General features: G+C 37.8%; 27 protein-coding genes and 3 pseudogenes. 13 read left to right on the top strand and 17 right to left on the bottom strand.

Annotation, left to right across the window (positions count from 1 at the left end; genetic code table 11):
• Positions 1–127: 127 nt before the first annotated feature.
• From B0A68_RS10800 to hemA, 5 genes are all read left to right on the top strand, one after another.
• Entirely contained in the window at positions 128–526 is a 399-nt protein-coding gene (locus B0A68_RS10800; protein WP_035688606.1) for an OB-fold protein, read from the top strand.
• A 17-nt stretch (positions 527–543) separates the two neighbouring features.
• A complete protein-coding gene (locus B0A68_RS10795) occupies positions 544–1,383 on the top strand; it encodes a DUF5777 family beta-barrel protein (RefSeq protein ID WP_035688604.1) in 840 nt (279 codons plus the stop codon).
• A 133-nt stretch (positions 1,384–1,516) separates the two neighbouring features.
• On the top strand, positions 1,517–1,951 hold the full coding sequence (locus B0A68_RS10790) for a hypothetical protein (RefSeq protein WP_035688602.1): 435 nt from the start codon (positions 1,517–1,519) through the stop codon (positions 1,949–1,951).
• A 17-nt stretch (positions 1,952–1,968) separates the two neighbouring features.
• On the top strand, positions 1,969–2,565 hold the full coding sequence (locus B0A68_RS10785) for a globin family protein (RefSeq protein ID WP_035688600.1): 597 nt from the start codon (positions 1,969–1,971) through the stop codon (positions 2,563–2,565).
• 168 nt (positions 2,566–2,733) lie between these two features.
• Positions 2,734–4,038, top strand: coding sequence for a glutamyl-tRNA reductase (hemA, locus tag B0A68_RS10780; RefSeq protein WP_035688598.1), 1,305 nt, complete (start codon positions 2,734–2,736; stop codon positions 4,036–4,038).
• 346 nt (positions 4,039–4,384) lie between these two features.
• Here the strand turns inward: hemA and B0A68_RS10775 are convergent, their stop codons facing one another.
• From B0A68_RS10775 to B0A68_RS10725, 11 genes and pseudogenes are all read right to left on the bottom strand, one after another.
• Positions 4,385–4,726, bottom strand: a complete 342-nt coding sequence (locus tag B0A68_RS10775; RefSeq protein ID WP_035688596.1) for a helix-turn-helix domain-containing protein — start codon at positions 4,724–4,726, stop codon at positions 4,385–4,387.
• A gap of 107 nt (positions 4,727–4,833) precedes the next feature.
• A complete protein-coding gene (locus B0A68_RS10770) occupies positions 4,834–5,583 on the bottom strand; it encodes a hypothetical protein (RefSeq protein ID WP_035688594.1) in 750 nt (249 codons plus the stop codon).
• Positions 5,580–6,839, bottom strand: coding sequence for a site-specific integrase (locus tag B0A68_RS10765; RefSeq protein ID WP_035688592.1), 1,260 nt, complete (start codon positions 6,837–6,839; stop codon positions 5,580–5,582). Before B0A68_RS10765 ends, B0A68_RS10770 begins: the two co-directional genes overlap by 4 nt.
• Positions 6,836–7,390 (bottom strand): helix-turn-helix domain-containing protein, encoded by a 555-nt coding sequence (locus B0A68_RS10760; protein WP_035688590.1) that lies wholly within the window; start codon positions 7,388–7,390, stop codon positions 6,836–6,838. The genes B0A68_RS10765 and B0A68_RS10760 overlap by 4 nt, the downstream gene beginning before the upstream one ends.
• A gap of 279 nt (positions 7,391–7,669) precedes the next feature.
• Complete coding sequence (locus B0A68_RS10755; RefSeq protein ID WP_035688588.1) at positions 7,670–8,716, bottom strand: tyrosine-type recombinase/integrase; 1,047 nt, start codon at positions 8,714–8,716, stop codon at positions 7,670–7,672.
• Positions 8,717–8,909: 193 nt separating this feature from the next.
• A complete protein-coding gene (locus tag B0A68_RS10750) occupies positions 8,910–9,977 on the bottom strand; it encodes a tetratricopeptide repeat protein (RefSeq protein WP_035688586.1) in 1,068 nt (355 codons plus the stop codon).
• 3 nt (positions 9,978–9,980) lie between these two features.
• Positions 9,981–11,072 carry an RHS repeat domain-containing protein gene (locus B0A68_RS10745; protein WP_051892832.1) on the bottom strand — a complete coding sequence of 364 codons (1,092 nt, stop codon included), beginning with the start codon at positions 11,070–11,072 and terminating at the stop codon, positions 9,981–9,983.
• A gap of 223 nt (positions 11,073–11,295) precedes the next feature.
• Positions 11,296–12,311: pseudogene (locus B0A68_RS10740) on the bottom strand (alkene reductase).
• Positions 12,312–12,502: 191 nt separating this feature from the next.
• Positions 12,503–13,243, bottom strand: a complete 741-nt coding sequence (locus B0A68_RS10735; protein WP_035688584.1) for an SDR family oxidoreductase — start codon at positions 13,241–13,243, stop codon at positions 12,503–12,505.
• A gap of 89 nt (positions 13,244–13,332) precedes the next feature.
• Positions 13,333–14,226: an NmrA family NAD(P)-binding protein gene (locus B0A68_RS10730; RefSeq protein WP_035688582.1), complete on the bottom strand. Its 894-nt coding sequence runs from the start codon at positions 14,224–14,226 to the stop codon at positions 13,333–13,335.
• Between the two features lie 225 nt (positions 14,227–14,451).
• Complete coding sequence (locus B0A68_RS10725; protein WP_035688580.1) at positions 14,452–15,003, bottom strand: SRPBCC family protein; 552 nt, start codon at positions 15,001–15,003, stop codon at positions 14,452–14,454.
• Between the two features lie 253 nt (positions 15,004–15,256).
• On the opposite strand from B0A68_RS10725, the gene B0A68_RS10715 reads away from it, so the two are divergent.
• On the top strand, positions 15,257–15,817 hold the full coding sequence (locus B0A68_RS10715) for a Crp/Fnr family transcriptional regulator (protein ID WP_051892830.1): 561 nt from the start codon (positions 15,257–15,259) through the stop codon (positions 15,815–15,817).
• Between the two features lie 104 nt (positions 15,818–15,921).
• Positions 15,922–16,494, top strand: a complete 573-nt coding sequence (locus B0A68_RS10710; RefSeq protein ID WP_035688576.1) for a Crp/Fnr family transcriptional regulator — start codon at positions 15,922–15,924, stop codon at positions 16,492–16,494.
• Positions 16,495–16,524: 30 nt separating this feature from the next.
• Here the strand turns inward: B0A68_RS10710 and B0A68_RS10705 are convergent, their stop codons facing one another.
• Both B0A68_RS10705 and B0A68_RS10700 read right to left on the bottom strand, forming a co-directional pair.
• The gene (locus B0A68_RS10705; protein ID WP_035688574.1) at positions 16,525–16,935 is read right to left on the bottom strand and encodes a DUF2000 domain-containing protein; all 411 of its coding nucleotides are present in this window, start codon (positions 16,933–16,935) and stop codon (positions 16,525–16,527) included.
• Between the two features lie 13 nt (positions 16,936–16,948).
• Entirely contained in the window at positions 16,949–17,917 is a 969-nt protein-coding gene (locus B0A68_RS10700) for a bifunctional helix-turn-helix transcriptional regulator/GNAT family N-acetyltransferase (protein ID WP_035688572.1), read from the bottom strand.
• Positions 17,918–18,028: 111 nt separating this feature from the next.
• Between B0A68_RS10700 and B0A68_RS24320 the strand changes: the two are divergent.
• The 4 genes and pseudogenes from B0A68_RS24320 to B0A68_RS10685 all read left to right on the top strand — a co-directional run.
• Positions 18,029–18,118, top strand: a pseudogene (locus tag B0A68_RS24320) (AraC family transcriptional regulator); the annotation flags it as partial.
• A gap of 155 nt (positions 18,119–18,273) precedes the next feature.
• Positions 18,274–18,996 carry a helix-turn-helix domain-containing protein gene (locus B0A68_RS10695; protein WP_035688571.1) on the top strand — a complete coding sequence of 241 codons (723 nt, stop codon included), beginning with the start codon at positions 18,274–18,276 and terminating at the stop codon, positions 18,994–18,996.
• A 263-nt stretch (positions 18,997–19,259) separates the two neighbouring features.
• Positions 19,260–20,204, top strand: a complete 945-nt coding sequence (locus B0A68_RS10690) for an NADP-dependent oxidoreductase (protein ID WP_035688570.1) — start codon at positions 19,260–19,262, stop codon at positions 20,202–20,204.
• A gap of 74 nt (positions 20,205–20,278) precedes the next feature.
• The gene (locus tag B0A68_RS10685; RefSeq protein ID WP_035688566.1) at positions 20,279–21,028 is read left to right on the top strand and encodes a pirin family protein; all 750 of its coding nucleotides are present in this window, start codon (positions 20,279–20,281) and stop codon (positions 21,026–21,028) included.
• A gap of 16 nt (positions 21,029–21,044) precedes the next feature.
• Here the strand turns inward: B0A68_RS10685 and B0A68_RS10680 are convergent, their stop codons facing one another.
• Complete coding sequence (locus B0A68_RS10680) at positions 21,045–21,407, bottom strand: winged helix-turn-helix transcriptional regulator (protein ID WP_035688565.1); 363 nt, start codon at positions 21,405–21,407, stop codon at positions 21,045–21,047.
• 98 nt (positions 21,408–21,505) lie between these two features.
• Here B0A68_RS10680 and B0A68_RS10675 point away from each other — a divergent pair, with 98 nt between their 5' ends.
• Positions 21,506–22,135, top strand: coding sequence for a nitroreductase family protein (locus B0A68_RS10675; protein WP_035688563.1), 630 nt, complete (start codon positions 21,506–21,508; stop codon positions 22,133–22,135).
• A gap of 112 nt (positions 22,136–22,247) precedes the next feature.
• Here the strand turns inward: B0A68_RS10675 and B0A68_RS10670 are convergent, their stop codons facing one another.
• The 3 genes and pseudogenes from B0A68_RS10670 to B0A68_RS10660 form a co-directional block, all read right to left on the bottom strand.
• Positions 22,248–22,682, bottom strand: a complete 435-nt coding sequence (locus tag B0A68_RS10670) for a nuclear transport factor 2 family protein (RefSeq protein ID WP_035688561.1) — start codon at positions 22,680–22,682, stop codon at positions 22,248–22,250.
• Positions 22,683–22,758: 76 nt separating this feature from the next.
• Positions 22,759–22,902: pseudogene (locus B0A68_RS24845) on the bottom strand (zinc-binding dehydrogenase); the annotation flags it as partial.
• A gap of 77 nt (positions 22,903–22,979) precedes the next feature.
• Positions 22,980–24,026 (bottom strand): NADP-dependent oxidoreductase, encoded by a 1,047-nt coding sequence (locus B0A68_RS10660; RefSeq protein WP_205623799.1) that lies wholly within the window; start codon positions 24,024–24,026, stop codon positions 22,980–22,982.
• Between the two features lie 146 nt (positions 24,027–24,172).
• Between B0A68_RS10660 and B0A68_RS10655 the strand changes: the two genes are divergently transcribed.
• Complete coding sequence (locus B0A68_RS10655; RefSeq protein WP_035688559.1) at positions 24,173–24,517, top strand: winged helix-turn-helix transcriptional regulator; 345 nt, start codon at positions 24,173–24,175, stop codon at positions 24,515–24,517.
• Positions 24,518–24,644: the final 127 nt, after the last annotated feature.

Here is a 24,644-nt window from a genome sequence, read left to right as displayed (position 1 = left end):
ATATTTAAAGCATTTTCAAATCATATACGGTGAAATGGATGATACAGATTTAGCAGCAGTCATATTTGATCATTTAAATCCAATAGGTATTTTTTAACGTAGATAATCCAAATACTAAAAACCAGCCATGAGAAAAAAAATACTTATTATTATTCCCCTCTTCCTGATAACCGGGATCTCAATTTACCTCTACAGTTACAAAGGTCATAGGAATATCGAATCAGAAACTGCAGATTATACTGTAACGGTTAAAGGACTCGAAAAAGAATTTACTTTCAATGACAGCCTTGCTACTGCCAAATACCAGGACAAAACAATTGAAGTAACTGCAATTGTAACAGCTGTTGAACCCGCCAGTAAGGGAATCGTTATTAGCGAAAAGATATTTGCAACCTTCAAAGACAGTTTGCCCAAAGACATTGCAATTGGCAGAATGCTAAAAATTAAAGGACGATTTTTAGGATATGATGAGCTCTTACAAGAATTTAAAATAGATCAATCCTCCCTTGTACACCAAAACAAATAACAATTAAAATTAACCACATGAAAAAGCTCATTCTATTATTGTTTTTATTTCCATTACTAACCTATTCGCAAGACGACCTATTATCCGGAGTTGATGCGCCAATCACAAAAGAAAAGGTGACATCTGCATTTAAAGCCCTGAAGATTGTCAATCTCGAATCGACCAAACTCGCGGCAAAAGGAGATTTGTATTTTGTTGTAGCACACCGGTTTGGTTCTATAAAAGACGGCTTTGAGGGATTCTATGGACTGGATAACGCCAACACACAAATAAAATTCATATACGGATTGACCCCGGGGATTAATATAAGTGCCGCCAGAAGTGAATTTGCTTATGACTTTGCAACAAAATATATGTTATTGCCGCAAATAAAAGACGGATTTCCGGTGACTATTGCAGGGTTTAATAGTTTGTCTATCAACAACACGCTAAAGGAAAGTCTATATCCTAAACTTGAATTTAAAAATAGGCTCACCTATGTAGCCCAGCTTTTAATTTCCAGAAAATTATCTGAAAAATTATCTTTAGAAATAGTTCCATCATTTTTCCATGAAAATTTTGTGCTCGACCCCGAACAGAGCAATTCACAATATGCCATTGGCTTTGGCGGTAGATATAAGTTTGCAAAACGCTGGTCATTGAATATGGATTATGCGGCACACTTAAACAGGGCGTCAAATTCTATTTATAAAAATCCATTATCCATTGGTTTTGACCTGGAAACCGGCGGACACGTTTTTCAAATGCATTTTACCAGTTCTCAAGCCATTGATGAAGCCGGATATCTTGGAAGAACTACGGGAGACTGGACTAAGGGAGATATTTTCTTTGGGTTTAATTTGGCAAGAGTTTTCTAAAAAACCCTGTAATTCAGTGTGTTGTTATTTACAATAAATCTAAACTACTATTTTATCAATTTAAATAAAACCAAGCCAAAAAAGGGTTCGTATATGATCTAGAAAACCTAAAATCATTTTAAAAATCAGCTTTATGAAAATTAACAAATTTATTAAAAAAGGCCTTTGGACGGGATTGATCATTTTGGTACTATTTTTTGCCATTTTTCTATTCCACATTATTACCGCTAAGCCTGCTGTTTATGAAAGCCCAAATCTGCAGGTAAGCCGAATTGATTTTAAAACAAACATAGATTCGGTACAAGCCAAACAAATATGTTCAGATTTGAGATCTATCAAAGGACTAACCTCTGATTCTATAATCGTAAAAAGAAATGTGGTTGTTTACTTCCATAACAACAAGATCACGAATTCTAAAAAAGTATTTGACCAGTTGATAGCCATAGGACATTATGATGCTCAGCGTTATATTTTACCGGAAAATTTGGCTGGCAAAGAAGTTTGTCCAGTGAATCAAAATAGTTTGAGCTACAGATTGTCTCAAAAACTAAACCGTTTTTTTAATTAACCTTTAATATTTTTATTATGAAAATTTATTCCAAAATTACACTTAGTGTATTACTCGCAGCTTCTGCAACCCTGGCTTCGTGCAGTAGTAATGATGATGACGCCCCGGTAACTCCTCCTGTAAAGGCATCTATTTACGAAAGATTAGGCGGAACTAAAATGGTTTCAGATCCAGATAACGCTGGCCAAATGATCGAGCAGGGGCGTTTGAGTTTCCGCAAGGTGGTAAATTCAACTATAGGATTAATTGTTGCCGACGTTCAGTCGAATGCAGCGGGGAATCTACAAGCGCATTTTGCCCCGGTATTAGCCGAAACAGGAACTACCCAGTCTACAAATATTGCTAAACTATCGGACAATCTGACTGATTTCTTTTCGTTTAACACTGGTGGTACAAATGCCGTAAATACCTATTCTGGTTTGAATATGGTAGCTGCGCACGATCCTGCGAAAAATCCTCGCATGGGGACAAAATCAAGTACTGCGGATTATACAAAATTTGAAGGATATGTAGGAGCAGCTGCAAATGCAAATGGTGTAGCTTCAAATACAGAGCTTTATACAGATATTGTTGCGGTCTTAGAATCACTTAGAACTCCAATAGTTCAAAAATAATTTCTCTTAAACGCTACCTGTTTTTCAGGTAGCGTTTTATATTTAAATCCTGCCGGCAACTTATAATGCAATTATGTGTGAATCCATTATTCTTTAGCATTAAAGGAAGTTTCATCGTGTTTTACAATAACCTACTAATATTTTTTTGAACTTTAAAAAGAGCATAATATGGAAAAATATAACATGTCCAAAAATACCACCTTTTATGCTTTAGGCTTAAGTTATAAAAAAGCAGATGCAGCAATTAGAGGGAAGTTTAGTTTGGATACTAAAGCACAATCTGATCTTTTGCTGCAGGCAAAGGCAGAAGGGATCGAATCATTAATTGTCACTTCTACTTGTAATAGAACCGAAATATATGGTTTTGCCAATCATCCATATGAATTAATCAAATTACTTTGTGAGAACAGCAAGGGCTCCGTAGAAGAATTTCAGCAAGTTGCTTATATATACAAGAATCAGGAAGCTGTGAACCATATGTTTCGAGTTGGAACAGGGTTGGATAGCCAGATTTTAGGTGATTTTGAAATCATTAGTCAAATTAAAATCGCTTTTAATAATAGCAAACGCGAGGACTTAATCAATACATTCCTGGATCGTTTAATAAACGCGGTTATACAGGCTAGCAAAAAAGTCAAAACAGATACTGAAATTTCATCCGGTGCCACATCTGCTTCATTTGCAGCTGTTCAATATATTATCAGAAATGTAGAAGATATTAGAAATAAAAATATCTTACTATTCGGAACAGGGAAAATTGGCAGAAATACGTGTGAAAATTTAGTAAAACATACAAAGAATACCCATATCACCCTTATAAACAGAACAAAGAACAAGGCCATCGAATTAGCTGGTAAACTAAACGTTATTGTAAAGGATTTTCTAAACTTACAAGAAGAAATAAAACAGACAGATGTGCTCATAGTTGCAACAGGTGCACAAAATCCAACTATAGACAAAGCACTACTTAACAGAAAGAAACCATTACTGATTTTGGACTTATCCATTCCACGAAATGTAAATCCAGATGTAGCGCAAATTCCAGGAATAACTTTAATACATCTCGATTATTTGTCTCAGGTTACAGATGATACGCTTGAGAGAAGAAAACAACATATTCCTGCTGCAGAAGCTATTATTGAGGATATGAAATTAGAATTCAATACATGGATGAATACTCGAAAATATGCGCCAATTATCCATGCGTTAAAAGCTAAACTAAATGATATTGCGGCAAGCGAATTGGCTATTCAGAGAAAGAAAACAAGCAATTTTGATGTCGCTCAGGTTGATTTAATCAGCGCCAGGATCATTCAAAAAATAACAAACCACTTTGCAAGCCACTTGAAAAATGAAAATACTTGCGTGGATGAAAGTATTGACTTTATTGAAAAAGTATTTCAAATTGGACAGCTCGCGCCAAAACACTCTTCTTCTCAAATTGAAAAAACATATAAGATCAATCTTTCATAGACGTTATTAGGTTTTGCAAACAATTTTCGATCTGTATTAGAAATACCCAAATAAGTTAGCAAATTTGATCCTGAAACTTGCTGTAAATAACTATTGATGTATAAAAGTTCAATCCCAACAGGACATCCAAACCAAATTAGTAATAGCCAATCTTTTCAAATCTTCCGTAAAAATTTATAGAAATTTGTACAGTAGAGATCACTATAAAAAGTAAAATCCTGAAAAATTTAGATTTTTCAGGATTTTTTTGTTCAAATTCATTTACAGATAACATATCGCTTTGTATTAAATGCTTTTTGATGATCTACCAGAGTGACATAAGTATTTTTGCGGTCTGTTATTCCCCCTATTTTTTTTGATTATCATTATACTTCAATACTTCTGATTCAATTTCCTGTATTGTTTTCTTTTTCCCTTTAGAAATCCATTCTAAAAGTTCTTCTTCAAAAAAATACAGCTTTTTACCATATTTATAGCACGGAATTTTTCTCTGCCTTACAAGAGCGTAAATTGTAGGCTTTGCTTTGCCTATTAGCCGGCTTGCTTGTTCAATACCAATAGGAATACTTTTTTCTTTCGATTCATACACCTGTACATTCTGAATCAGAAGTTTAATCTCGGCAATTTCTTTCACTAAGTGTGCTACTGCTTTGGGCAGGTTTTCAAAAGAGATTTCATTTGTATCCATAGCTATCGTTTTTAACAGTTATGATGCAAATGAAAAAAGTGTTTCTGCTGTGTCCTTCTTCACAGCAAAAACACTTGAAAAACACAGTGCTTTATACCTATTGGCATTTAAAAATCTGTAAAATCATCTATTATCTTTATAAGACCTTTATGTTCATCATCTTTGAGATGCGTTTTAATGCTTTTCTCTTCAACATCTTTTAAAGCATCGGCAAAAGTCAGCTTTAAAAATTGTGCGGCTCTGTCCTGTCTGCTGGCTTTAAAGCAATTCCAGATATTCCAGCCAAAATGATACAGATCCAGATTGGACAGATCTTTTACTTTGATCGGTTTAATCTTTTCAAAATTTAGGACTTCAGCATATATGATTATATTGCTGCCCAATTGTTCCAGATCATCATCCGACACGTACAGCGCAAACTCCTGCTGCGCATAACGGAGGGCAGTATCAATCCTGGCCTGTTTTTGATTTTTAATTGCATTTTGCTGCTGCTCCCTTAACTGCTGAATATCAATGACAGCATTTTTATTTTCAGGCATTTCGGGCTTAATTAAAGCATCCTGTGGCTCCTCTTCTATTTTTTCAAGGTTTTCAACTGGAATGCGGCTTTCAGGCGATTCATTTTTTTTTGCCTTCAAAAAACAATTCACCAATCTCTCAGCCAAATCGTTTAGAAATAAACTTAGAATTGCAAACATTAAAACTCCAAATCCAGTGCTGATCCAAAAGAAAACGCCGGCCGTATATTCATCGGCGCCTTTTTCCAGCAGCACCAGTCTTCCAATTACACCGACAAAGACACAGACTAAAAAAACAGACAGGTAAACTGTGATATATTCAAAGTACTTTATTTTCATTGCGCTCTTTTCTTTAAAGATTCCAATTGTATTGCCTTCGAAGCTCTGTTTTTCTTCTCATCTATTACTTTAGCGTAGATTTGAGTAGTTTTTACGTTGGTATGCCCCAGCATTTTACTGACCGTATAAATGTCTGTCCCGCTGGACAGCTGCAGTGTTGCAAATGTATGGCGGAAGCAGTGGAAGGTAATGTTCTTTTTAATGCCGGCAGATTCAACCCATTTTTTCAGAGGCCTTGAAATCCACGACGGGTCCATCAGATCCTCAAACACAAGCTGCCCGGGAAGCCTTGGCTCTCCGCAGAGATCTAAAGCCTGCTCAGAAATAGGCATATATTCGACACCCCTTGTCTTTTTCTGCGTAAAATGCAGTTTGGCCATGCCGTCTTCCATGCTTATCTCTTTCCAGCGGAGCTTCTGAATGTCGGAATGCCGCAGGCCGGTAAGCGCTGAGAAAAGCGCGGCTCTTTTAAGGACATCTTTTTCGCAGGGCGTTTGGGCCAATCCGTTCAATTCTTTAATGGTAAGATATTCGCGTCTTGATTCCTGCTCAGGTATGCCTCTTACTTTTGAAGATAAATCAACGGTTAGATATCCATCAATAAAAGCCTGTTTCAAAGCGGCTTTAAATATGGAAAAATACCTTGCTGCAGTGTTACGGGAAAGTATTCCTTTTTTGCCTCCTCCGAGCGGCGCAGCCAGCAGAAACAGCTTAAAATCTTCCGCCATTCGGCCGTCAATCTGGGAAAACATCAGCCTGCCTTTGGAATAGATTTTTAAAAACTCTCTGGTCCGCTCCCAATTGATCATAATGGATTTTGAGCTTCGGGCATGCCTTTTTGCTGCCACAGAGGCAATGTATTTGATAAAATCCTCTTTTGCTTTTTCTTTCTGCTGAACCAATAGGTTCTCAGCATCACTGTACAGATCTGTATTATCATATTCTTTCTGCCTGATTTTACGCACTCCGTCGGCATAGAGCATTATCTCGCGGTCGGTTTCGCTTCTGGTGATTATTATTCCGTTATCGCTGCGTCTGGGCTTATAGGATTTTATGCCCTGCGCATCCGTACGAGCGGTTCTCTGCTTATCCCACTCCACGGTTTTTACGGTTCTGTTTAAGTATTCACGGATTCTCTGTGGCGTTTTCTTTCCGGAAACCTCAACAGGATAGCTTTCTATGTAGACATACCATTCCTCTCGGTCTTCTGCTTTTCGAAGACGCACAGTTACCTTGGTTTTTGCTAATTGTTTCATATAAAATCATTTCCGTTATACAAGTTATCAATTTCGCTTTTTGGAGCATATACATGCTTTCCGATCTGCCTGGTAGGTATTGAATATTTCCTTATATGGCTGTAGACAGAACCTTCAGATATCTGAAATCTCTGAGCAATTTCACCAATCGAATAGCAGTCTTCTTTTTCAAGGCTGTATAATTTTTTCTTCGGTGGGCTTTTAGCCTGCTGCAGGATGCTTGCAGGGCCGAACATCTCTTCCATAACTCTGCGGTCTATTCTTATAAGGCGAGTCCCCAGATTAACTGAAGGAATTTTTCCCTTTTCGACAAGCCTATAGAGTGTCTTTTTGGCAATCCCAAAAAGCATGCCAGCTTCAGGGACAGAAATAAATGCCCTGTTCTGGGGTATTTTATCTACCAGCGCTTTGATCCCCACTTCCTTTTTAAGCCGTATCATCTTCTGTTTGTATGCTTTTTTACTGCATACATGCGAGCAGTAAACAGAAGTCACGGTTTTAGGCAGGAATTCTTTCCCACAATTAAGACATTGTTTATCAGATCTTTTCATAGTCTTTGCCTCCCATTAAGGTACCATAAGGGTACATAAGGGACACTTTGTCCCCCTTTAAGTGCCGGTACAAATATGGTACAAATATATGATAAAAAACGATTAAAAAACAGCAGAAACAAAAATGCATAAAAAAGAAAAACCGCTGTAAACTTTACGTTTACAGCGGTTTAGCACTTATTGTTAACTGATATTAATCAGTACTTATTTGACTATTCGGAAAATAAAATTTTAAATGATGAGTAAGGAAGTATCAGAATTAATAAAACCTAGTGCTTATCAATAACTCTCCAATTTACTATGCACCTTTTCAATTTCCTTATCCATATATGCTTGGGCATAATGGACATATCGATTAAAAGAAGTGCTGGCATGACTGTGTCCACTGATTTTGCGTACTAAATGTTCAGGCATACCTAGAATTAATAGTGTTGTAATTGCGGTTCTTCGCATCATATGCGAACTCATTTTGTCACAAAAACGATTTTTTGAAGTATCCGTTTTCTTGGTTAATTTCTGAGTTTTACCTTGTTTCTCTCTAGAAACTTCTATTGGAGTTGTAAAACCAGCCAGTTCACCTATGTGTTTTAGACTTTTGTTAAAATTAAACAAGCTGATATTTCCAAAAAGAGTAGCTTTATTGTTTGATGTGGTATAACGCTGAAAAATAGTTATTGCATAAGTAGAAAGTTTAATAAAACTAAAGGTTTTAGTTTTATTAGATTTAAGTTTTAAGTACCATTCGCCATCTATTTTTTCAAAATTTTTATTAGTCAATAAAAAGATATCAGAGTAGCGTAAACCTGTAGAGCAACCAAAAACAAAGATGTCTTTTATACGCCTATAACTTGGTATTAAAGTTTGTTCAAACTCTTTGTCGTGAATTAAAAATTTTAATTGATCAGAAGAAAGTACAAAGATTTCAATTTCTTCTTTACGAACATAAAACAGGCGCTGAAAATCGCCTGTGTTTATGTCTTTATCATTTTTCAAATAATTAAAAAACACTCGAATTACCTTGATATTAGCCCCTACATAATTATCATGACATCCTTTTTTATATAGAAACTCAGTAAATTTTTGATAGAATTTTTTCCAATAACTTTTTTCTGATGCAAGTTCTCTTTTATCTAGTTTCGAAGCATCGCATATTCGTAATTCGAATTTAGCATCAATTGAAAACTGAATTAGATTATTTAATACATACTTATAGTTTTGTATTGAATCAGATTTTATTCTTTCTCCATTTTTTTTGAGTCTTTTTCCAGTTTCGGTTTCTTTTATAAATTGGTTGAATAATGGTATTATCGGACTCGTTTTTTTCATATTATGAGATTTTTTCTAGTATAGATTAGGTACAGGCAAAAGCGTTTTAGAATATAAATTAAAAAACTACAACTGTAAAAAGTTGTAATTTTTTAATTTATTCAGTTGACGAGTGATACGCTAGTTCAGCTAGACACCTTATTCATATTCTGTATATGCATTCTTCGAATACTCCCTTAGTAGTTGTCGAATTTTAAATTTCGCTTAAGAGAGTTTTAAACCATGATAATTCATCTGCTGAATATTTCTTTTTAAATACATGATATTCATTAACATATTTATCATCTTTGATCTTCTCTAAACATATTAATTCAAATCCTTGATTCATATAATTTATACCAAATTTACTTTTTGATTTTTCAACATAGTTTAATGCTTCACTAATTTTTTCTGTTCTTATATAGAATAATGTAATTTGATTATATACATTAATTTCTTCATGATGACTATCTATTATTTCTTTAAATAGAGTTTCTGAAGTTTCATATTCGTTCATATCATAAAGCAGCCAGGCTTTTTCAATTAATACATCGATAAACTGAGGATTAATAGAAATGGACTTATCATAATAAAACATTGCCTTTTCATAATCACTAAAATTATAATGGTTTATGTAGCCAATAAAATAATAAGCTTCTTCAGTTTCTCTTATTTCCAACGAACCGTTAAAAATTTTTAATGCATTTTCTATCTCGTTACAGTTTAGATATGCGTTTCCTAAAAAGTTAAGCACGTCAGAATTAACATACGTTTGCGGTAGCTGTAGTATTTGATGAACAATATCTGAACAATTTGTAATTAAATCTAATCTCTGAGCTCTTAATAAAATTGCTTCATAGAAATTCTCATCAATCAATATTGCATCTTCTAGATATCCCCAGGCTAAATAATCAATTTCTTTTTTTTCATAAAGTTTAAAAAGTTCTAGCCTTAGCCATTTATTTTCTTTCCGATTATCAATTTGTAAACATTTCTCTAATGAGTTTATTAGTAAGTCTATTTCGTCATCTTGATTAATTTGAACCAAACTTTTTACCATTAAGAAAAATGAGTTTTCTTGAAGTTTTATTGATTGATTTAAAGAAGCTAACTCTTCAGAAGCCAATTTTATTTTATTATTTTTATACAAAGCATAAAAATAATAAACTTTTAATTCCTCAATATCAGCATGCTTATTTGAAAAATCTTTTAAATAATCTAGATCTAATTCTATATTATCTGTTAAGTATCTCTCTATTTCATAAATTTCTTTTTCATTCATATTTTAATTTCCTTGGTTGATAACAGGATGTTCTTTAACATCTATTTGAATTACTTTAGAGTCTCCATTTTTTTTGGCCTCTTCAAAAATCTTATTTACAAGTTCAACAGGAGAAGGTCCGAGCTTTATCTTGACAGCAAGTCTTGCGCTAGAAACTTTGTTGTTTCCAAGAGGGTCTTCACTTGTGTTTTGTTTAATATTTTCTTCAACTAATTGGTTAAATAATTTTTGATATGCAGCTTCTGCTAATGATAGTTTTAACTGCATTATTCCTCCAAATTGATAGCCATTTGATACTGAAACATGAGTACTTGTATCATCAATTCTACCTTGTTCCTGAACCTCTTGAACGGATAAATTGTAATTTTCTTTTAAATCAGTAATAAAACTAATCCAAATACCTAAATTTTCTAAATTTTTAGGAGTAACCCCTATTGGATTAGGTTCACCAGACTCTGAATTAAAAGTCTTTGGACTAAGATTATACTTAGCTATAAATTCATTCATGTTTCTTTCTGCATTTCTCAAAGCAATTGTATTTCTCATCCTGAAACTAGGACTGAATCCTAAGATTCTATTAACTGTCCTCATAGAAGCATAAGAAACACTTCTTCCTCCTCTCATATAATCATTTGCTCTTCTAATCATAGGCCTCATTCTCATTGGACGATTTGCCCTTGCATTTGAATTTCCAGTTTCCAAGCCTTCCAATTCATTCATGTCAATAACCCTGTTTTCGCTGAAAGCATAAGGTGAATTATGAGGGTAATCCCCAGCCAACGGATCCACAGCAAAGAACCTACCAATTCTAGGATCATGCATCCTGAACGTATAGTTTAACGAATTCCCTTCACCGCCTCTAATTTCGTCATCCTTTTCCTGTCCCTGGAAGCCATAACGGTAGCTAGCCGCAGACTTATGTCTGTTCGGTACCAGCATTCCAAAAGGATAGTAATCTGAGTAACTAAATATATCTGGACTAAAGGTAGTAAATGCAACTGTATTTTCAGTCGATTCTACGCTTGTTGTCACGTTATCTAAAGTATATACGTCATCTATATCATCTTTCGCTCTAATACGTGTCCACTGAATCATACTGACAACTCGTTACCACATCTACGGCAACGGTATTGTCCGCAGGATATAATTTCCCCAGGGTCTCATAAAAGGCCCTGTCTGCTTTAACCTTTTGCATTGTACTTGCGTCAACGCTCTGTGCATTGCCTGGCAAGATGCTGACCAGTAAGATACTTAATGAAATATATTTATATATCGTGTTCATCTTTATATTTTTTAAATTAATAATTTGTTGATTCAATTACTCACTTAGAAACGGATAATCAATATACCCTTGTTCTCCACCGCCAAACATTGTAGCTCTGTCCGGTTCGTTTAGAAGTGCATCTGTTTCAAAACGTTTTGGCAGATCGGGATTTGCCAGGAATAACGTCCCAAATGAGACCATGCTTGCAATCCCTTTTTCAAGTTCAGCTTCGCCGGATGCCTTGTCATATCCTGCATTGGCAATAACAGTCTGCTGTATCATGCTGCCAAATAACTCTATTTCATCATCCGCCGGATAATGCTCAGGCGAAGGAAAGTAAGGGCTGCGTTTCATCAGTTCCACGTAGGCAAAATCCAATTTGTTTAGCTCTTCAACCAGATAAGTATAAGTACCGGCAGGGTCATCCAGAATCATATTGCCATAAGGATGGAAAGGCGAGATTTTAATTCCAACTTTATCTCCGCCAACTTTGTTGATCAATTCCTGCATTACTTCCAGGACAAAACGGGCCTTGTTGGGAATACTGCCCCCATATCCATCTGTCCTTTGGTTGGAGCTTTCCGCTAAAAACTGGCTCGGCAGGTAGCCGTTTGCAGCATGCAGTTCGACACCGTCAAAACCGGCTTCGATTGCATTTTTGGCAGCCTGTCCATAATCTGCAATAGTCTGCTTAATTTCAGCTAGTGTAATTTCCTGTGGAACTTCATAATCCTTCATGCCCTGAGAAGTAAAATGCTGCATTCCCTGAATCGGCAGCGCAGATGGCGCAAGGGGTAATTTGCCATTTCGGTCTATAGAATGTCCTGCGCGGCCTGTGTGCCAAAGCTGGGCGATAATGACACCGCCATTGTCGTGAACTGCTTTTGTGACTTTTTCCATGCCTGAATCTGTTCTTTCGAATAAAGGCCCGGTGTCAATGGACTGCCGGTCGCTTCTTCACTTATTCTGATCGCCTCGGTGAATATCAGCCCTGCACTAGCCCTTTGTGTGTAGTACTGAACCGTAAGGTCTCCTACGATCCCATTTTGGTCGGCACGGCTTCTGGTCATGGCAGACATCGCCATTCTGTTTTTTAATGCCAGATTTCCTAATTGTATTTTTTCTAGTAATTTCATGATGTTTATAATTTTATTGTTGATTATTATGATACAAAGATGCCTGTATTGCAGCTCATAAAGTTGTACCAGATCACTATTCTAATTGATGGTATTTATACTACAGCTGTTGCTGTATGCTTATTTTACCATGGAATTTCACCGGTTTGCGGATTAGTTTCCTCACTGAAGAATTTGCCCGTCGGCCCATCCTGGCTCATCATTGCATATTTTACAATTCGCCTTGCGGCAGTTTCGACATCGCCTCCATTATTGCCAGTGAAATCGGTACTTGTATAACCAGGGCAGACTGCGTTTACCTTAAAAGCAGTGTCCTGCAGTTCATAGGCCAAATGAATGGTATACATATTCAGGGCGGCTTTCGAGGATGCATAAACCGCGTATTTGGCGTAATGATAAGCAGGCCATTCCGGATTGCTCTGTAGGGATAGAGAGCCAACGCTTGTGCTTACGTTTACAATTCTGGGCTCAGGCGACTTGCGTAATATATCTAAAAATGCCTGTGTGACAATTGCTGTGCCGACCACATTAGTATTGAATGCGGCCAAAAACTGGTCCGGGGTAGCATCCAGTGCAGTATAGGGAGGTTGTCCTCCATTGATTCCTGCATTATTAACAAGGACATCCAAAGTATCCGTTTTCCTGCCAATTTCCACTCGGGCAGCTTTTGCCGAGTTTTCATTTGTGACATCCAACTGCACGGCTTCTACACTGGTAAATCCTTCTGATTTTAGCTTTTTCGCGGCTTCCAACCCGTTGTTCAATTCGCGGCTTCCCAAATAAACATGATAGCCATTTTCTAATAACTGCCTTGCTGTTTCCAGCCCGATGCCACGATTGGCACCTGTAATTAATGCTGTTTTCATTTTTGAATATTTTATGATTTGTATTTATAATTACTGTTCAGGGCAGAAAGGTTTTAGGTATCTGAACAGTTCGGATCTGTTTGATTTTCTTAGTTGATGTAAATTGGCAGATACACCTCATTTACAAAATCCTCTGCTGTGGTTGGCGTCGTAGTCGATTCATCCCTTTTTTGATAATTCATGAAGCCTGTTTTAATTGCTGTCCCCATTTCAAGTAGATTGTCTGTAAAATCTTCCGAAAAACCATTACCTAAGAATATTTGTTTAACCTGCTCTACAGGAACCTGAACATACTGCAAATCATCTTTTCCAATTGCTTTACCTACAATAGAGGTGAATTCTCTATATGTGTAGTCTCTAGGCCCCATCACGGCCTGAACACTTTTACCGCTGAAGTCAAGGTTTGCCAAATGTCCGGTAGCGATTTTCGCAACATCTCTGGTGGCTACCATCGGGATGGAATGGTCGCCGTCTGCGGCTGTTCCATTGATACCCATATTTTTAACCATACCTATTGTTCGCAAAAAATTTTCCATAAAATAGGCTGAACGGATGTGAAGCACATTTACACCTTCCAGTTGGTTTAATCTCACTTCCTGTTCTCCGGTACCGCCCATAATGCCATTGCCTTCATGCATGTGAGATCCCAGGCTGCTCATGTTCACTATATATTTGATACCGGATTTTTTGATGGCTTCAATAAGGATGCCTGTAACCTGTCTTTGATAGGCTCTTGTATTTTCTGCCGTTACATTATCAGGTAAAATCACGAATGCACTATCGGCATTTGCAAAAGCAGCTGTTATTGTTTGCACATCGGTGATATCTCCCGAGATGATTTCAGCACCAAGGGCACGGTATTTTTCAAGTTTTTCGGTGTGCCTTGCTATCAGTGTTACATGATGTCCTTCGTTTAAAAGGATTTCTGAAATTTTACTGCCCACTGTTCCGGTGGCTCCAAGTATTACTATTTGCTTTTTCATTTTTATGATATTTAATTTGTTATTGATTATTACATTACAAAGGTGCAGTGATTGCCAGAGTAAAACTTGTATCAAATCACTATTGTCGTACTTAGGATCCCAAGTTTCATTTATAGATAAAAGGCTGATTATTGTAGCAATTACTGATCAGGTCAATACTTTGGGTATACAAAAAAGCCACAATCGAAAATCGATTGTGGCTTTTTTTGGTGAGGTGGTGTTTTATTAAGCAGGTATTGCTGCAGCAGATGGAAAGTGGGCACCAAGAAGATTACCGCTCTCAAGATCCTCCTTGCAGATATCAACTGCCTGCTGAAGCATTCTTTTAAAATAGCGTAATAAAACGGTACGAATAAAAATCCTTGCAACAAAGTTTGTAGGGATCGTGCGGTAGGTCCATTCAATTCGGGTTCTGCCGTCGTTGTCTGTAGTGAAAAACCACTCGCCTTCAAGTCGCTGCATTAAGGCACGCAGCACAGGAGAAGTAAAGTTTTCATTTTTGTATGTAAATGATTTTGCCTCAACATATGTCAGCATTGTTTCCTGACTCGTTGAGCCATCAGCAAAATAAACGGTTCTGTTCAAGCCTGCCTTATTCCATCCCTCATTGACGCTCGTGTCTTTGATACCCGGGATAAGTCCGGCACCAGGGAAGATATGCGGGAGATAGATTGGTGCGATATAATTAAAAGCTTTTTCAATTGTTGCATCAACTACTATTACAACTGTAGTTTGTGGATATTTACCTGATGCAGGGGTTGTGGTTTGTGTTTTCATTTTTTTAATTATTTAAGATTTATATAATGTTCTATCATAGTGACAGGACAAAATTCAGCAAAGATATTTTCGTGCAATTTGCCAAATGGCAAATAGTGTAATTGTCATCTGAAACACCGACACTATCTTCCCGGCGACGTGGAGATGACTATTTGCCAAATGGCAAATTATTACTTTTAGTTTTACTCCACCTTTGTCATGCAGGCTTGCTTGTCCTGCAAAGGGAAATAATTTTGCAACGAAAACACCCACAATGAATACACTTATAAACCAATTGCTGTTGTTTGATCACCTGAACCAGCAGCAAATCAGCCTGATTAATCGACTGACAAAACAAGTCCATTTACAGAAAGGCGAATATCTGGCGGAGCCGGGCCATACCATTTCATTCCTTGCTTTTGTGAACAGTGGTGTCCTGCGGTACAATTACTATAACAGGGAGAAAGAAAATATAACCACCGCCCTGATTGGCGAAGGTAATTTCGTATCTTCTTCCATGCCGATATACCCGCCAATTATACAATCCTATTATTTACAGGCGATGACCGCATGTGATCTATCAATTATAGAAAGGAGCGGCATGGAAGAATTATCAGTTACAGTATCCAATTGGGATAATATTGCCCTCAGGGCTGCACAAAGAGCCACTGAGGAACGACAAATCCGTATCATACCTTATGTGCAGGATGGCGACCCGGATAATGCAGCGACCAACTATCTGGAAAGGTTTGCAAACCTTGGCAAGCACCTGAAAGATGAACAGGTATTACCTTATATAATGTTACACTTGGATAACATTAAAGACGGCAAATAAAGGCGCTAAAGAGCTTGGAAAGTAACCGCTTCCGACATTATCACAATTACGGCAGCGTGTAAAAATCATAAAAAGGTTATATTTACCTATACAAAAGTCTACTTATGGATGAGCTAATTAATTTCTTACTTCAGTTTGGCAATCTCAATGAACAACAGATTGATTGCATTTTAGATAAATGCATTGAACATGAGATCAAAAGGGAGGAATATTATCAGGAAGCCGGAAAAATTCCCAGAGAATTTGCATTTCTGTTCCAGGGAGTTTTCAGGGTCAGCTATTACAATAGCAAAGGTGACGAGGTTACCAAATATTTCCTTGATGAGAATCACTTTGTGGTTGATTTGGACAATTATAACCAAAACAGCCCATCACCGGAATATATTCAGGCGGTAACGGACTGCAAATATGTAACCCTGTCCCGAGAGGCCCTAAAGGAACTGTCGATGACAATAACTGTCTGGGATGATATAATGAATCAGGTAATTTCCAAAGCACTAGTCGAAAAAGTCAGTAAGATCAGTATGATGATGGCCGAAGATGCTACCGAACGCTACCTTAACTTTTTTAACCGATTTCCCAAGCTTGCCAATCGGGTGCCGCTTTCCTATCTGGCTTCCTATCTTGGAATTACGCAGTCTTCACTGAGCAGGATCAGAAGGAGTATAAATACCTGATAATGTCATTTGCATTTGTAATATATTTCGTTAAGAATGCAACTTAAGTTTGTCAACTGCTTTATCAACTTTTTTATTCTCTCCATATATAATAATTCCCGCCAGGTTTACCTCATTATCTGCATGCTGTGCAATTTCGTTGATGTTTTCTTCTTCATTTTTAGTAGCAAACAGCTCTTTAGTGTAGATGCCAACGTGCAATTCCCTTTCTGACGACCGGTTAAAAGCACGTTGCAGCTGTTCATCCGACTGGGCAGCATAAACAAGTATGGGATGTTTTATAAAAGGCAGGTAGGAAGTCCCTGATGCGCTTACCAGCGGAGCTCCATGAGTTTCGGGAAAAGCTATGGCAACCGAACTTGCGAGAAAAGAAGTAACATTTAATTTTTGCCAGTCTTCTAAAGTATCTAGAATAATGACGGCTATTTTTTTATCGTACATATTGAATAGTTATTTATGATTTTTTATGAGATGGGTTGATATCAACTGCCATCTGTATATTACAGCGTTCATAAGGTGTCGGATGGCCGGCTATTTTCTGGAATCCCAGCTTATGGTAGAGGCTTATTGCCGGTTTGAGTATCGTATTGCTTTCCAGATAAACTTTTTTAGCTCCCAGTGAGGCTGCCTTGTTTAATGCTGCCTGTCCCAGCAGCCATCCTATACTCTTGCCTTGCGCGGATGGAGAAACCGCCATCTTGGCCAATTCAAAAGCATGTTCCCCGTCATGCATTGCCATTAGGGCGCACACGCCGACAACTTCATCATTTAGAAGGGCAACTAAAATATGGCCTCCCTGATCCAGAATATATTCCTGCGGATTATCCAGCGAGCGATAGTCAGCTTCTTCCATCTTAAAATAAGAAGATATCCACTCTTCATTCAATTGCCTAAAAGCGTTGGCATATTCGGGTTTGAAGCTAGCAATTAAGACGGCATTGCTTTCGCGCTTTTTTTTCTGCTCAATTACCCTTCGGAGTAATGTTTTCTGCTCGAGCAAAAATTCCCATTCTTCAATTGCTTTCCATAGGTCATTGGTCGCCTGCCTGTTAAGAGCTTCAATCGCATCTTCCACATCGGTATACTGATCCTGGATCTTTTCCTTATAGCTCATCCCTTTTTCTGAAAGCCCCACCATACTGCGCCTTGCGTCACTATTGTCTTTCTTTTCGATCAATCCGTCTTCAATCATTTCACTTATGATTTTACTGACCGAAGGATGCGAGTGGCCTATTTCCTGCGCTATTCCGGTAATCGTTTTTTCGTTGCCTTCTGAAAGGGCATAGAAAACCGGAAACCATTTAGGCTGCATCTCAATATTGTACAGTTTATATATCTGCGCTGCATCATCAGTAATTTTATTGGTCAGCATTCTTAGCCTGCTGCCTATTGATTTTATGCCTGCCATTTTATAAAATTCCATATTAGTATAATTAATTACGTAATTAGTTACGCAAATTTATGTAACTATTTTTAAATATGCAAGAAGATGTCAAACGTTAAATTATGAGTCTGTAGCGTTGCTAAATCATGATTGGGATTTGAACACAGCCAGAGCTTCTCTAAATTATTTAAAAATAAAACAAATATATCGCCTATAGAATTTAGAAGCTCGTTTAATTGATTGTAGTATAAACTTTCTTAAATAGATATCCACAGCTAATGGTTAATAATCGTTTAACACTTCGAAAGATATAATAAAGAATTTTTAGATATTTTTACAATAAATATTTAATTGCTCAAAAGTTTTGCTCTTGGCAATTACGCTAAATCGTATATATGAATCCTTTTATCTTAGCCCTTCAGGCCCGCAATCTTACTGTAGAAATCCATCATCATTCAGCCTATCAAATTGTGCTATCAAACGACACCCCGTTTGACTCGACCATTAGCGGCAAGCTGAACGAGCGAATCCACGGTTTTCTTATAAAGCCCCATGTTACACATTTTTGCGTTGCAGAAAAAGGAACACTAAATGTCTTAAATATAGAGCCCTATTCAAGTATTGGTTTAGAACTTGCAGGCAGATTTAAAGATGGTGAAGACTTCATTGTTTTTGACTCTCCCACGGAGACAAATGCATTCTTTCAGACAGCAAAGGATACTTTAGACGTTAACAATATAATAGATGCCCTTCTCTCTAAATTACCTATAGCAAATTATGATGAGCGAGTTACAAAAATTGTTGAATACATTAAGGCTAATTACTTCCAATCTGATATCACGCCGCAGACATTTGCCGATATCGTCTTTCTTTCACCATCTCGTCTAGCATCACTCTTCAAGAAACAGACCGGTAGCAGCTTATCGAAGTATTTATTGTGGACACGGCTGCGACAGGCTATTTATCTGACACTTTCCGATAAGGACAGAAGCCTTACCGACATTGCATATGATACGGGCTTTTATGACCTGCCACAATTAAACAAATATATGTATGAAATGTTTGGAATGCCTCCTAAGGCATTGAAATACAGTAGTGATCTTATACAAGTATACTAATGCAGTTGGATCTATTTGCAGCGGTACTATTAAATAGGTAATGCATAAAGCTCAGATCAAAACTAGTCTCCGCTTAATATTAAGTATCATAAGTGATGCACTTGCAATTTTTGCAGGTGCATCATTTTTATCTACAAAACCTTCTATTATAAGGATTGCACCTTTGTAATAATTCAAGACACAATAGTGATTTGATACAAGTTTCAAGATGCTGTTGTTCGCAACTTTGTAATATCATTTTAAACAACTAAAAAAATAATATTATGAAAGCAATTGCATATCACAAATTCGGAAGTACAGAAGTTTTACAGACAGTAGAACAATTAAAACCTACGATCAAAGCTGATCAGGTTCTGGTGAAAGTTAAAGCATTTTCTATTAATCCAATGGACTGGAAAATTAGAAAAGGTGAGATGAAATTAATGTCCGGGTCTAAATTCCCTAAAAACACAGGAACAGATTTTGCTGGCACTATTGAAGAGATCGGATCTTCAGTACAGGGCTTCAAAAAAGGCGATGCCGTTTTCGGAGTAGTGAAAAATATGATGAAGGAAGGCGTATCGGCAGAATATATTGCAGTGACCTCTTCACTTGTTTGGAAAAAACCGTCTAATATTAACTTTGCCCAGGCTGCTTCAATTCCGGTAGTTGGTACTGCGGCTGTTACTTCTTTACTAAAAATGGGCGACATCAGTGCAAAGACCGATATTTTGGTAAATGGCGCTACCGGTGGATTCGGTATGGTCCTGCTTCAGCTATTAAAACGAAAGGGTGCAAAAGTAACAGCGGTAACCAGTACCGATGGAGCCGAATATGCAAAAAAATGGGGAGCGGATTATGTCATAGACTATAAAAAAGATAATGTGCTTTCTAAAGCTGATAAATATGATATTGTTATTGATCTTTCAGGCAAAATGGGATTTAAAAATGCCAAAGCAATAATGAAATCCAAAGCCATTTTTCTGAACCCCACTCCACAGCCCATTGAAATCCCACTATCCCTTATCAAAAACCTTTTTTCCAGCAAAAAACACCTTGTAATACTTTCAAACCCATCTGCCAAATACACCAATATTTTACTCGCTGCGGTAGAGAATGGACTGGATATCGAAGTTAACAAAGTGTTTTCATTCGACCAGTATAAAGAGGCGTACGAGTATGCTGAAAAAGGTGGCTATATCGGGAAAGTGATCATTGAAATACAGTAAACATTTACAAAGTTTGCAATGGTAAGGCCACTTCACATGCCATCGCATTTATAAAACAAATTAACAACAAGAAAATGGTAACCAAGATAGATAATAACATAAAATATGGCAAGCAGCATGGAGGCTTCGGGATACAGATATTATATCCCGGGCTAATCATGCCCCAGTTAAATGATACGGGTTTTTTCACCATTGGCAGAATTGATCACGCACGAATAACTCCCGGTACATTAATTCCAATGCATCCGCACAGAGACGACGAAATATTAACCTATTTACGAAGCGGTAGCGTAAAACATCTCGACTCAGAAGGCCATAGCCAGGAGATCTCTAATCAAAAGCTGATGATGATGAACTCTGGTGCAAGTTATTACCACGAGGAAAGGGTTTTGGAAGAGGGTGGAGCCTTGGAAGGGCTGCATATATTCATCAGGCCGGAAACTGCCGGACTTAAACCACAGGTTCAGTTTTACCAGCTGCCAAAAGTTCACAGTAGAAATCTTTGGCGTAAAATAGCAGGAAAGGGGAGCGGCTACCCACTGCAAATTAGAAGCAGTACCTGGCTGATGGATGTGCGCCTGGAAAAAGACCAGCAAATTGTTCTCCCCGAGGTGCCGTCTGAAAATTGTGCTTTCCTCTTTTATGTATTTGCCGGGAAAGTAAATGTGCATGAAACGATGGGTCTTGTTACAGGCGAAAGTGCCCTCGTAGAAGATGATAACCCAGTATTCCGTGCTGTGGAAACAAGCGATATTGTATTGTTTATCACAAAAACAGATGCCGTCCATTTTGACGAAGGAATGTACAGCGGCAACCTGCAGTAACTTAGTGATAAACAGCTCAATCTTTTTTCATTCTGCCGATGATGCGTTTTCTGTGGATGAAGCCCCAATCCGCTATCGTATTGATGAGCTCTTTAAGCGAATTGCCGTAGTCTGTAATTCGGTATTCGACGGCGACAGGCGCAGTGCTTAACACTCTGCGCTCAATAAGCTCATTTATTTCCAGATCTTTCAACTCGCGGCTGAGTACTTTGCCGGAAATGCCCTTTACTTCATTGAGCAATTCTGAATAGCGCATCGGCTTATAGCACAAGCAGGCAACTATGGACATTTTCCATTTTCCGTTTAAAATATCCATTGTATCGCTGATCGCCAATATTTTATGGGCGCAATCTTTTATTGGTTCAAATTTCTGTTCCATAGTATTTAGGTGGTTACCCGTTTGTCACTATAACTTATTGTCACTAAGTGACAAATATACACATAACTGATATAGATTTGCACTAAAATTATATAAATATGGAATTGATCAAAAATTTACAATGGCGATATGCTGTTAAGAAATACAAAGATGAATTGGTTAGTGAAGACAAGATTGACCAAATTATTGAAGCCGTCAACCTCAGCGCTTCTTCCTGCGGGATACAGCCTTACCGCCTGATTGTGGTAACAAATCCAGAAATACGACAAAAATTAGCGGAGGGCTCGTTCAATTCTCAGATTCAGGCTTCTTCCCATTTGCTGGTTTTTGCTGCATTTAACAATATAACCAGCGAGTATATAGCAGATTACGTTGCAATGATGGAAAAACAACGAAATTTGGAAATAGGAATGCTTAACGATTACAGAGATACCCTAATCTCTCATTTTTCTGCTCAAACTCCCGAACAAAACGCGATTTGGTCTAGCAAACAAGCCTATATTGGGTTAGGAACTGCCTTAATCGCAGCTGCTGAACTTCAAGTAGACGCTACACCTATGGAAGGTTTTGATCCACAACTATTTAATGATATTTTAGGTTTAACAGGAAAGAATCTTCACGCTTCAGTGATTATCTCCCTAGGATATCGTGATACTGCAAACGATTATCTGGCTTCAATGCCAAAAGTTCGTCTACCAATTGATCAATTTTCAACTATGCTAAAATGATTATCCAGTTATAAGGTAGTTAGCAAGGCAACATCTAGTACATAAAAAGCGAGGTGTTCATATCAACAGAATAAAAAGAGGTTGCTAAGGTATTAGCAACCCTTTTTTATTGTCAGGCCTCGGTTTTTTCCTGCCAGTCGAAATTCCCTATCCTTTTGGCTATAAGCCAACGGTTTTCCTCTCGTATGTAATCATCATAATAAATTGCGCCGATTGTGGTTTTCAATTTTTTTCCTCCCTCATCCCCAATTAATGTTATAAGACAATAACAGGTACCAGTAGCCGCGTCTCCATCTATCACAACTACCTGCTGGCCATTGAAATGATATACAATTTCAATTTCGCTAAGAAAACTTTCAAAGGCGCTTTCCATTTCTTTTCGCCCTTTTAATTTTAAAATTTCATTAACGCCCGCAAAGGTTTCTGAAATCGCATTCTCAGTAAAGAGTTGTACTTGGGCATGAAAATCTTTCCTGTCACCCAGCACAGATACACGATCGACTAATTCTTTGAGCGCCAGCCTATCTTTTATTTCTTCAATATTCATAATATATTTCCTTTTACATTATTAGCTAAACAGCGATTGGCAAGTTAGCAGCTATGGGCTTGCAACAATATTCACTTTACGCAACAGTAAGAACGATCTTGCCTTGAATATTTCCTTTACCCGCACGTTCATGCGCTTTTCCGGCATCAGAAAGCGGATATATGCTGTCAACTGCAACGCGAACCGTTCCATTATTGAGCAGTTCTCCTACTTCTAATAGTTGGGCTCCACTTGTTACATTATTAGCTAAACAGCGATTGGCAAGTTAGCAGCTATGGGCTTGCAACAATATTCACTTTACGCAACAGTAAGAACGATCTTGCCTTGAATATTTCCTTTACCCGCACGTTCATGCGCTTTTCCGGCATCAGAAAGCGGATATATGCTGTCAACTGCAACGCGAACCGTTCCATTATTGAGCAGTTCTCCTACTTCTAATAGTTGGGCTCCACTTGAACGTACCTGGGTTGCCGAGACTTTTACGCCAAGCCTTTCCGCTTCTTCTGAATCTGAAAATCCTAATGGAAATATCGGAAACAAAGCGCCCCCACGTTTTAATGTGCGCAAAAAACGACCGGTAGTTGGCCCGCCGACCGAATCAATGACAAGATCGATATCATGTACCGTATCTTCGGCAACGGTTTTAGTATAGTCTATGAATTCGTCTACGGCAAGATCCCTTAGAAACACCTCATGCTTAGTAGATGCAACAGCTATCACATAGGCGCCCTTCCATTTTGCCAGCTGTACTGCGAAGTGTCCAACACCGCCGCCGGCACCATTAACGAGCACTCTTTTGCCTTCCAGAGCTACCGGTTCGTGTCGGTTGGGTTGTAGCGGGTTTTGTACATCATGGCCTTGATCAATCATGAATTGCCACGCTGTAAGTAATGACATTGGTGCGGCAGCAGCATGTATATGGTCAATACCCTCTGGTTTAAGAGCAATTTCCGAAGCAGGGGCAGTAACGTATTCTGCATAGGCCTTACTGGGTCCAAAGCTGGGAAAACGAACCATGGAATATACTTCATCACCAACAGCGAAGCCCTTAACATCGTCGGCGACTTCCTCAATCACGCCCGAAATATCTGTGCCAAGGATCACGGGAAATGGCACTTGTGGCTGCCACTCGGGTGGAAGCATTTTATACCCGTCGCGGAGATACCAATCTGGAGGATTAAGTCCAATCGCATGGACACGAATACGTACTTCTCCGGGTATAAGCTCAGGAACTGGCGCATCTTCATAACGAAGCACTTCAGGGCCACCGAACTCGTGTTGACGGATAGCCTTCATTACTGACGGGGTATCATGTGTTGCTGATATATTTTCAGTTTTTTTCATATTAACTATATTTTTATTGACAATTATCTGTCTTCTGGTAACAAAATTAGTATGTTTGATTATCTTTGTCAAGTATGTACTTATAAGTATGCTACATACTAAAAAGTATGTGTTGCTGATTATCAATTTGTTACATTAATAATAAGATGAAAAATAAATCCGAAATTCCCGAATGCGTTCAGAAATGTGGCGTAGAATATGCTTTTAAACGTATTGGCGGGAAATATAAAGGCCGAATCCTTTGGCATTTAGGTATGCAAAAGGTTTTGCGATATGGAGAATTAAGCAGGACGCTGCCTGATATTACCACTAAAATGCTTACCCAGACCCTGAGAGAACTGGAGGTTGATCAATTGATTATCCGCAAAATGTATCACGAGGTTCCGCCGAAAGTTGAATATTCATTAAGTGAGACAGGATTAGAGCTAATCCCGTTTATTGATCACATTCATCAATGGGGTAAAAAGCAATTGGCAAATGAAATATTATAAGTTAAGCAATCTTTTAAACAATGTATTTTATTTCCCCAATCTGTATGATATTGATCTCTGTTGAGCCTCAGCATACCATTGGTCTGGATCTGGACTGCGGCTTTCCTGCGCGACAGGTCATTGTTTT

The organism is Flavobacterium reichenbachii, assembly GCF_002217435.1.
In the GTDB taxonomy this organism is placed as follows: Bacteria; Bacteroidota; Bacteroidia; order Flavobacteriales; family Flavobacteriaceae; genus Flavobacterium; species Flavobacterium reichenbachii.
The sequence above is the reverse complement of the archived record's forward strand: the minus strand, read 5'-3'. Positions and strand labels throughout refer to the sequence as shown.

What these genes read in the sequence shown, in the direction of transcription:
- B0A68_RS10800 (WP_035688606.1), top strand. Translation starts at nt 128, where the DNA reads ATGAGAAAAAAAATACTTATTATTATTCCCCTCTTCCTGATAACCGGG.
- B0A68_RS10795 (WP_035688604.1), top strand. Translation starts at nt 544, where the DNA reads ATGAAAAAGCTCATTCTATTATTGTTTTTATTTCCATTACTAACCTAT.
- B0A68_RS10790 (WP_035688602.1), top strand. Translation starts at nt 1,517, where the DNA reads ATGAAAATTAACAAATTTATTAAAAAAGGCCTTTGGACGGGATTGATC.
- B0A68_RS10785 (WP_035688600.1), top strand. Translation starts at nt 1,969, where the DNA reads ATGAAAATTTATTCCAAAATTACACTTAGTGTATTACTCGCAGCTTCT.
- hemA (WP_035688598.1), top strand. Translation starts at nt 2,734, where the DNA reads ATGGAAAAATATAACATGTCCAAAAATACCACCTTTTATGCTTTAGGC.
- B0A68_RS10775 (WP_035688596.1), bottom strand. Translation starts at nt 4,726, where the DNA reads ATGGATACAAATGAAATCTCTTTTGAAAACCTGCCCAAAGCAGTAGCA.
- B0A68_RS10770 (WP_035688594.1), bottom strand. Translation starts at nt 5,583, where the DNA reads ATGAAAATAAAGTACTTTGAATATATCACAGTTTACCTGTCTGTTTTT.
- B0A68_RS10765 (WP_035688592.1), bottom strand. Translation starts at nt 6,839, where the DNA reads ATGAAACAATTAGCAAAAACCAAGGTAACTGTGCGTCTTCGAAAAGCA.
- B0A68_RS10760 (WP_035688590.1), bottom strand. Translation starts at nt 7,390, where the DNA reads ATGAAAAGATCTGATAAACAATGTCTTAATTGTGGGAAAGAATTCCTG.
- B0A68_RS10755 (WP_035688588.1), bottom strand. Translation starts at nt 8,716, where the DNA reads ATGAAAAAAACGAGTCCGATAATACCATTATTCAACCAATTTATAAAA.
- B0A68_RS10750 (WP_035688586.1), bottom strand. Translation starts at nt 9,977, where the DNA reads ATGAATGAAAAAGAAATTTATGAAATAGAGAGATACTTAACAGATAAT.
- B0A68_RS10745 (WP_051892832.1), bottom strand. Translation starts at nt 11,072, where the DNA reads ATGATTCAGTGGACACGTATTAGAGCGAAAGATGATATAGATGACGTA.
- B0A68_RS10735 (WP_035688584.1), bottom strand. Translation starts at nt 13,243, where the DNA reads ATGAAAACAGCATTAATTACAGGTGCCAATCGTGGCATCGGGCTGGAA.
- B0A68_RS10730 (WP_035688582.1), bottom strand. Translation starts at nt 14,226, where the DNA reads ATGAAAAAGCAAATAGTAATACTTGGAGCCACCGGAACAGTGGGCAGT.
- B0A68_RS10725 (WP_035688580.1), bottom strand. Translation starts at nt 15,003, where the DNA reads ATGAAAACACAAACCACAACCCCTGCATCAGGTAAATATCCACAAACT.
- B0A68_RS10715 (WP_051892830.1), top strand. Translation starts at nt 15,257, where the DNA reads ATGAATACACTTATAAACCAATTGCTGTTGTTTGATCACCTGAACCAG.
- B0A68_RS10710 (WP_035688576.1), top strand. Translation starts at nt 15,922, where the DNA reads ATGGATGAGCTAATTAATTTCTTACTTCAGTTTGGCAATCTCAATGAA.
- B0A68_RS10705 (WP_035688574.1), bottom strand. Translation starts at nt 16,935, where the DNA reads ATGTACGATAAAAAAATAGCCGTCATTATTCTAGATACTTTAGAAGAC.
- B0A68_RS10700 (WP_035688572.1), bottom strand. Translation starts at nt 17,917, where the DNA reads ATGGAATTTTATAAAATGGCAGGCATAAAATCAATAGGCAGCAGGCTA.
- B0A68_RS10695 (WP_035688571.1), top strand. Translation starts at nt 18,274, where the DNA reads ATGAATCCTTTTATCTTAGCCCTTCAGGCCCGCAATCTTACTGTAGAA.
- B0A68_RS10690 (WP_035688570.1), top strand. Translation starts at nt 19,260, where the DNA reads ATGAAAGCAATTGCATATCACAAATTCGGAAGTACAGAAGTTTTACAG.
- B0A68_RS10685 (WP_035688566.1), top strand. Translation starts at nt 20,279, where the DNA reads ATGGTAACCAAGATAGATAATAACATAAAATATGGCAAGCAGCATGGA.
- B0A68_RS10680 (WP_035688565.1), bottom strand. Translation starts at nt 21,407, where the DNA reads ATGGAACAGAAATTTGAACCAATAAAAGATTGCGCCCATAAAATATTG.
- B0A68_RS10675 (WP_035688563.1), top strand. Translation starts at nt 21,506, where the DNA reads ATGGAATTGATCAAAAATTTACAATGGCGATATGCTGTTAAGAAATAC.
- B0A68_RS10670 (WP_035688561.1), bottom strand. Translation starts at nt 22,682, where the DNA reads ATGAATATTGAAGAAATAAAAGATAGGCTGGCGCTCAAAGAATTAGTC.
- B0A68_RS10660 (WP_205623799.1), bottom strand. Translation starts at nt 24,026, where the DNA reads ATGAAAAAAACTGAAAATATATCAGCAACACATGATACCCCGTCAGTA.
- B0A68_RS10655 (WP_035688559.1), top strand. Translation starts at nt 24,173, where the DNA reads ATGAAAAATAAATCCGAAATTCCCGAATGCGTTCAGAAATGTGGCGTA.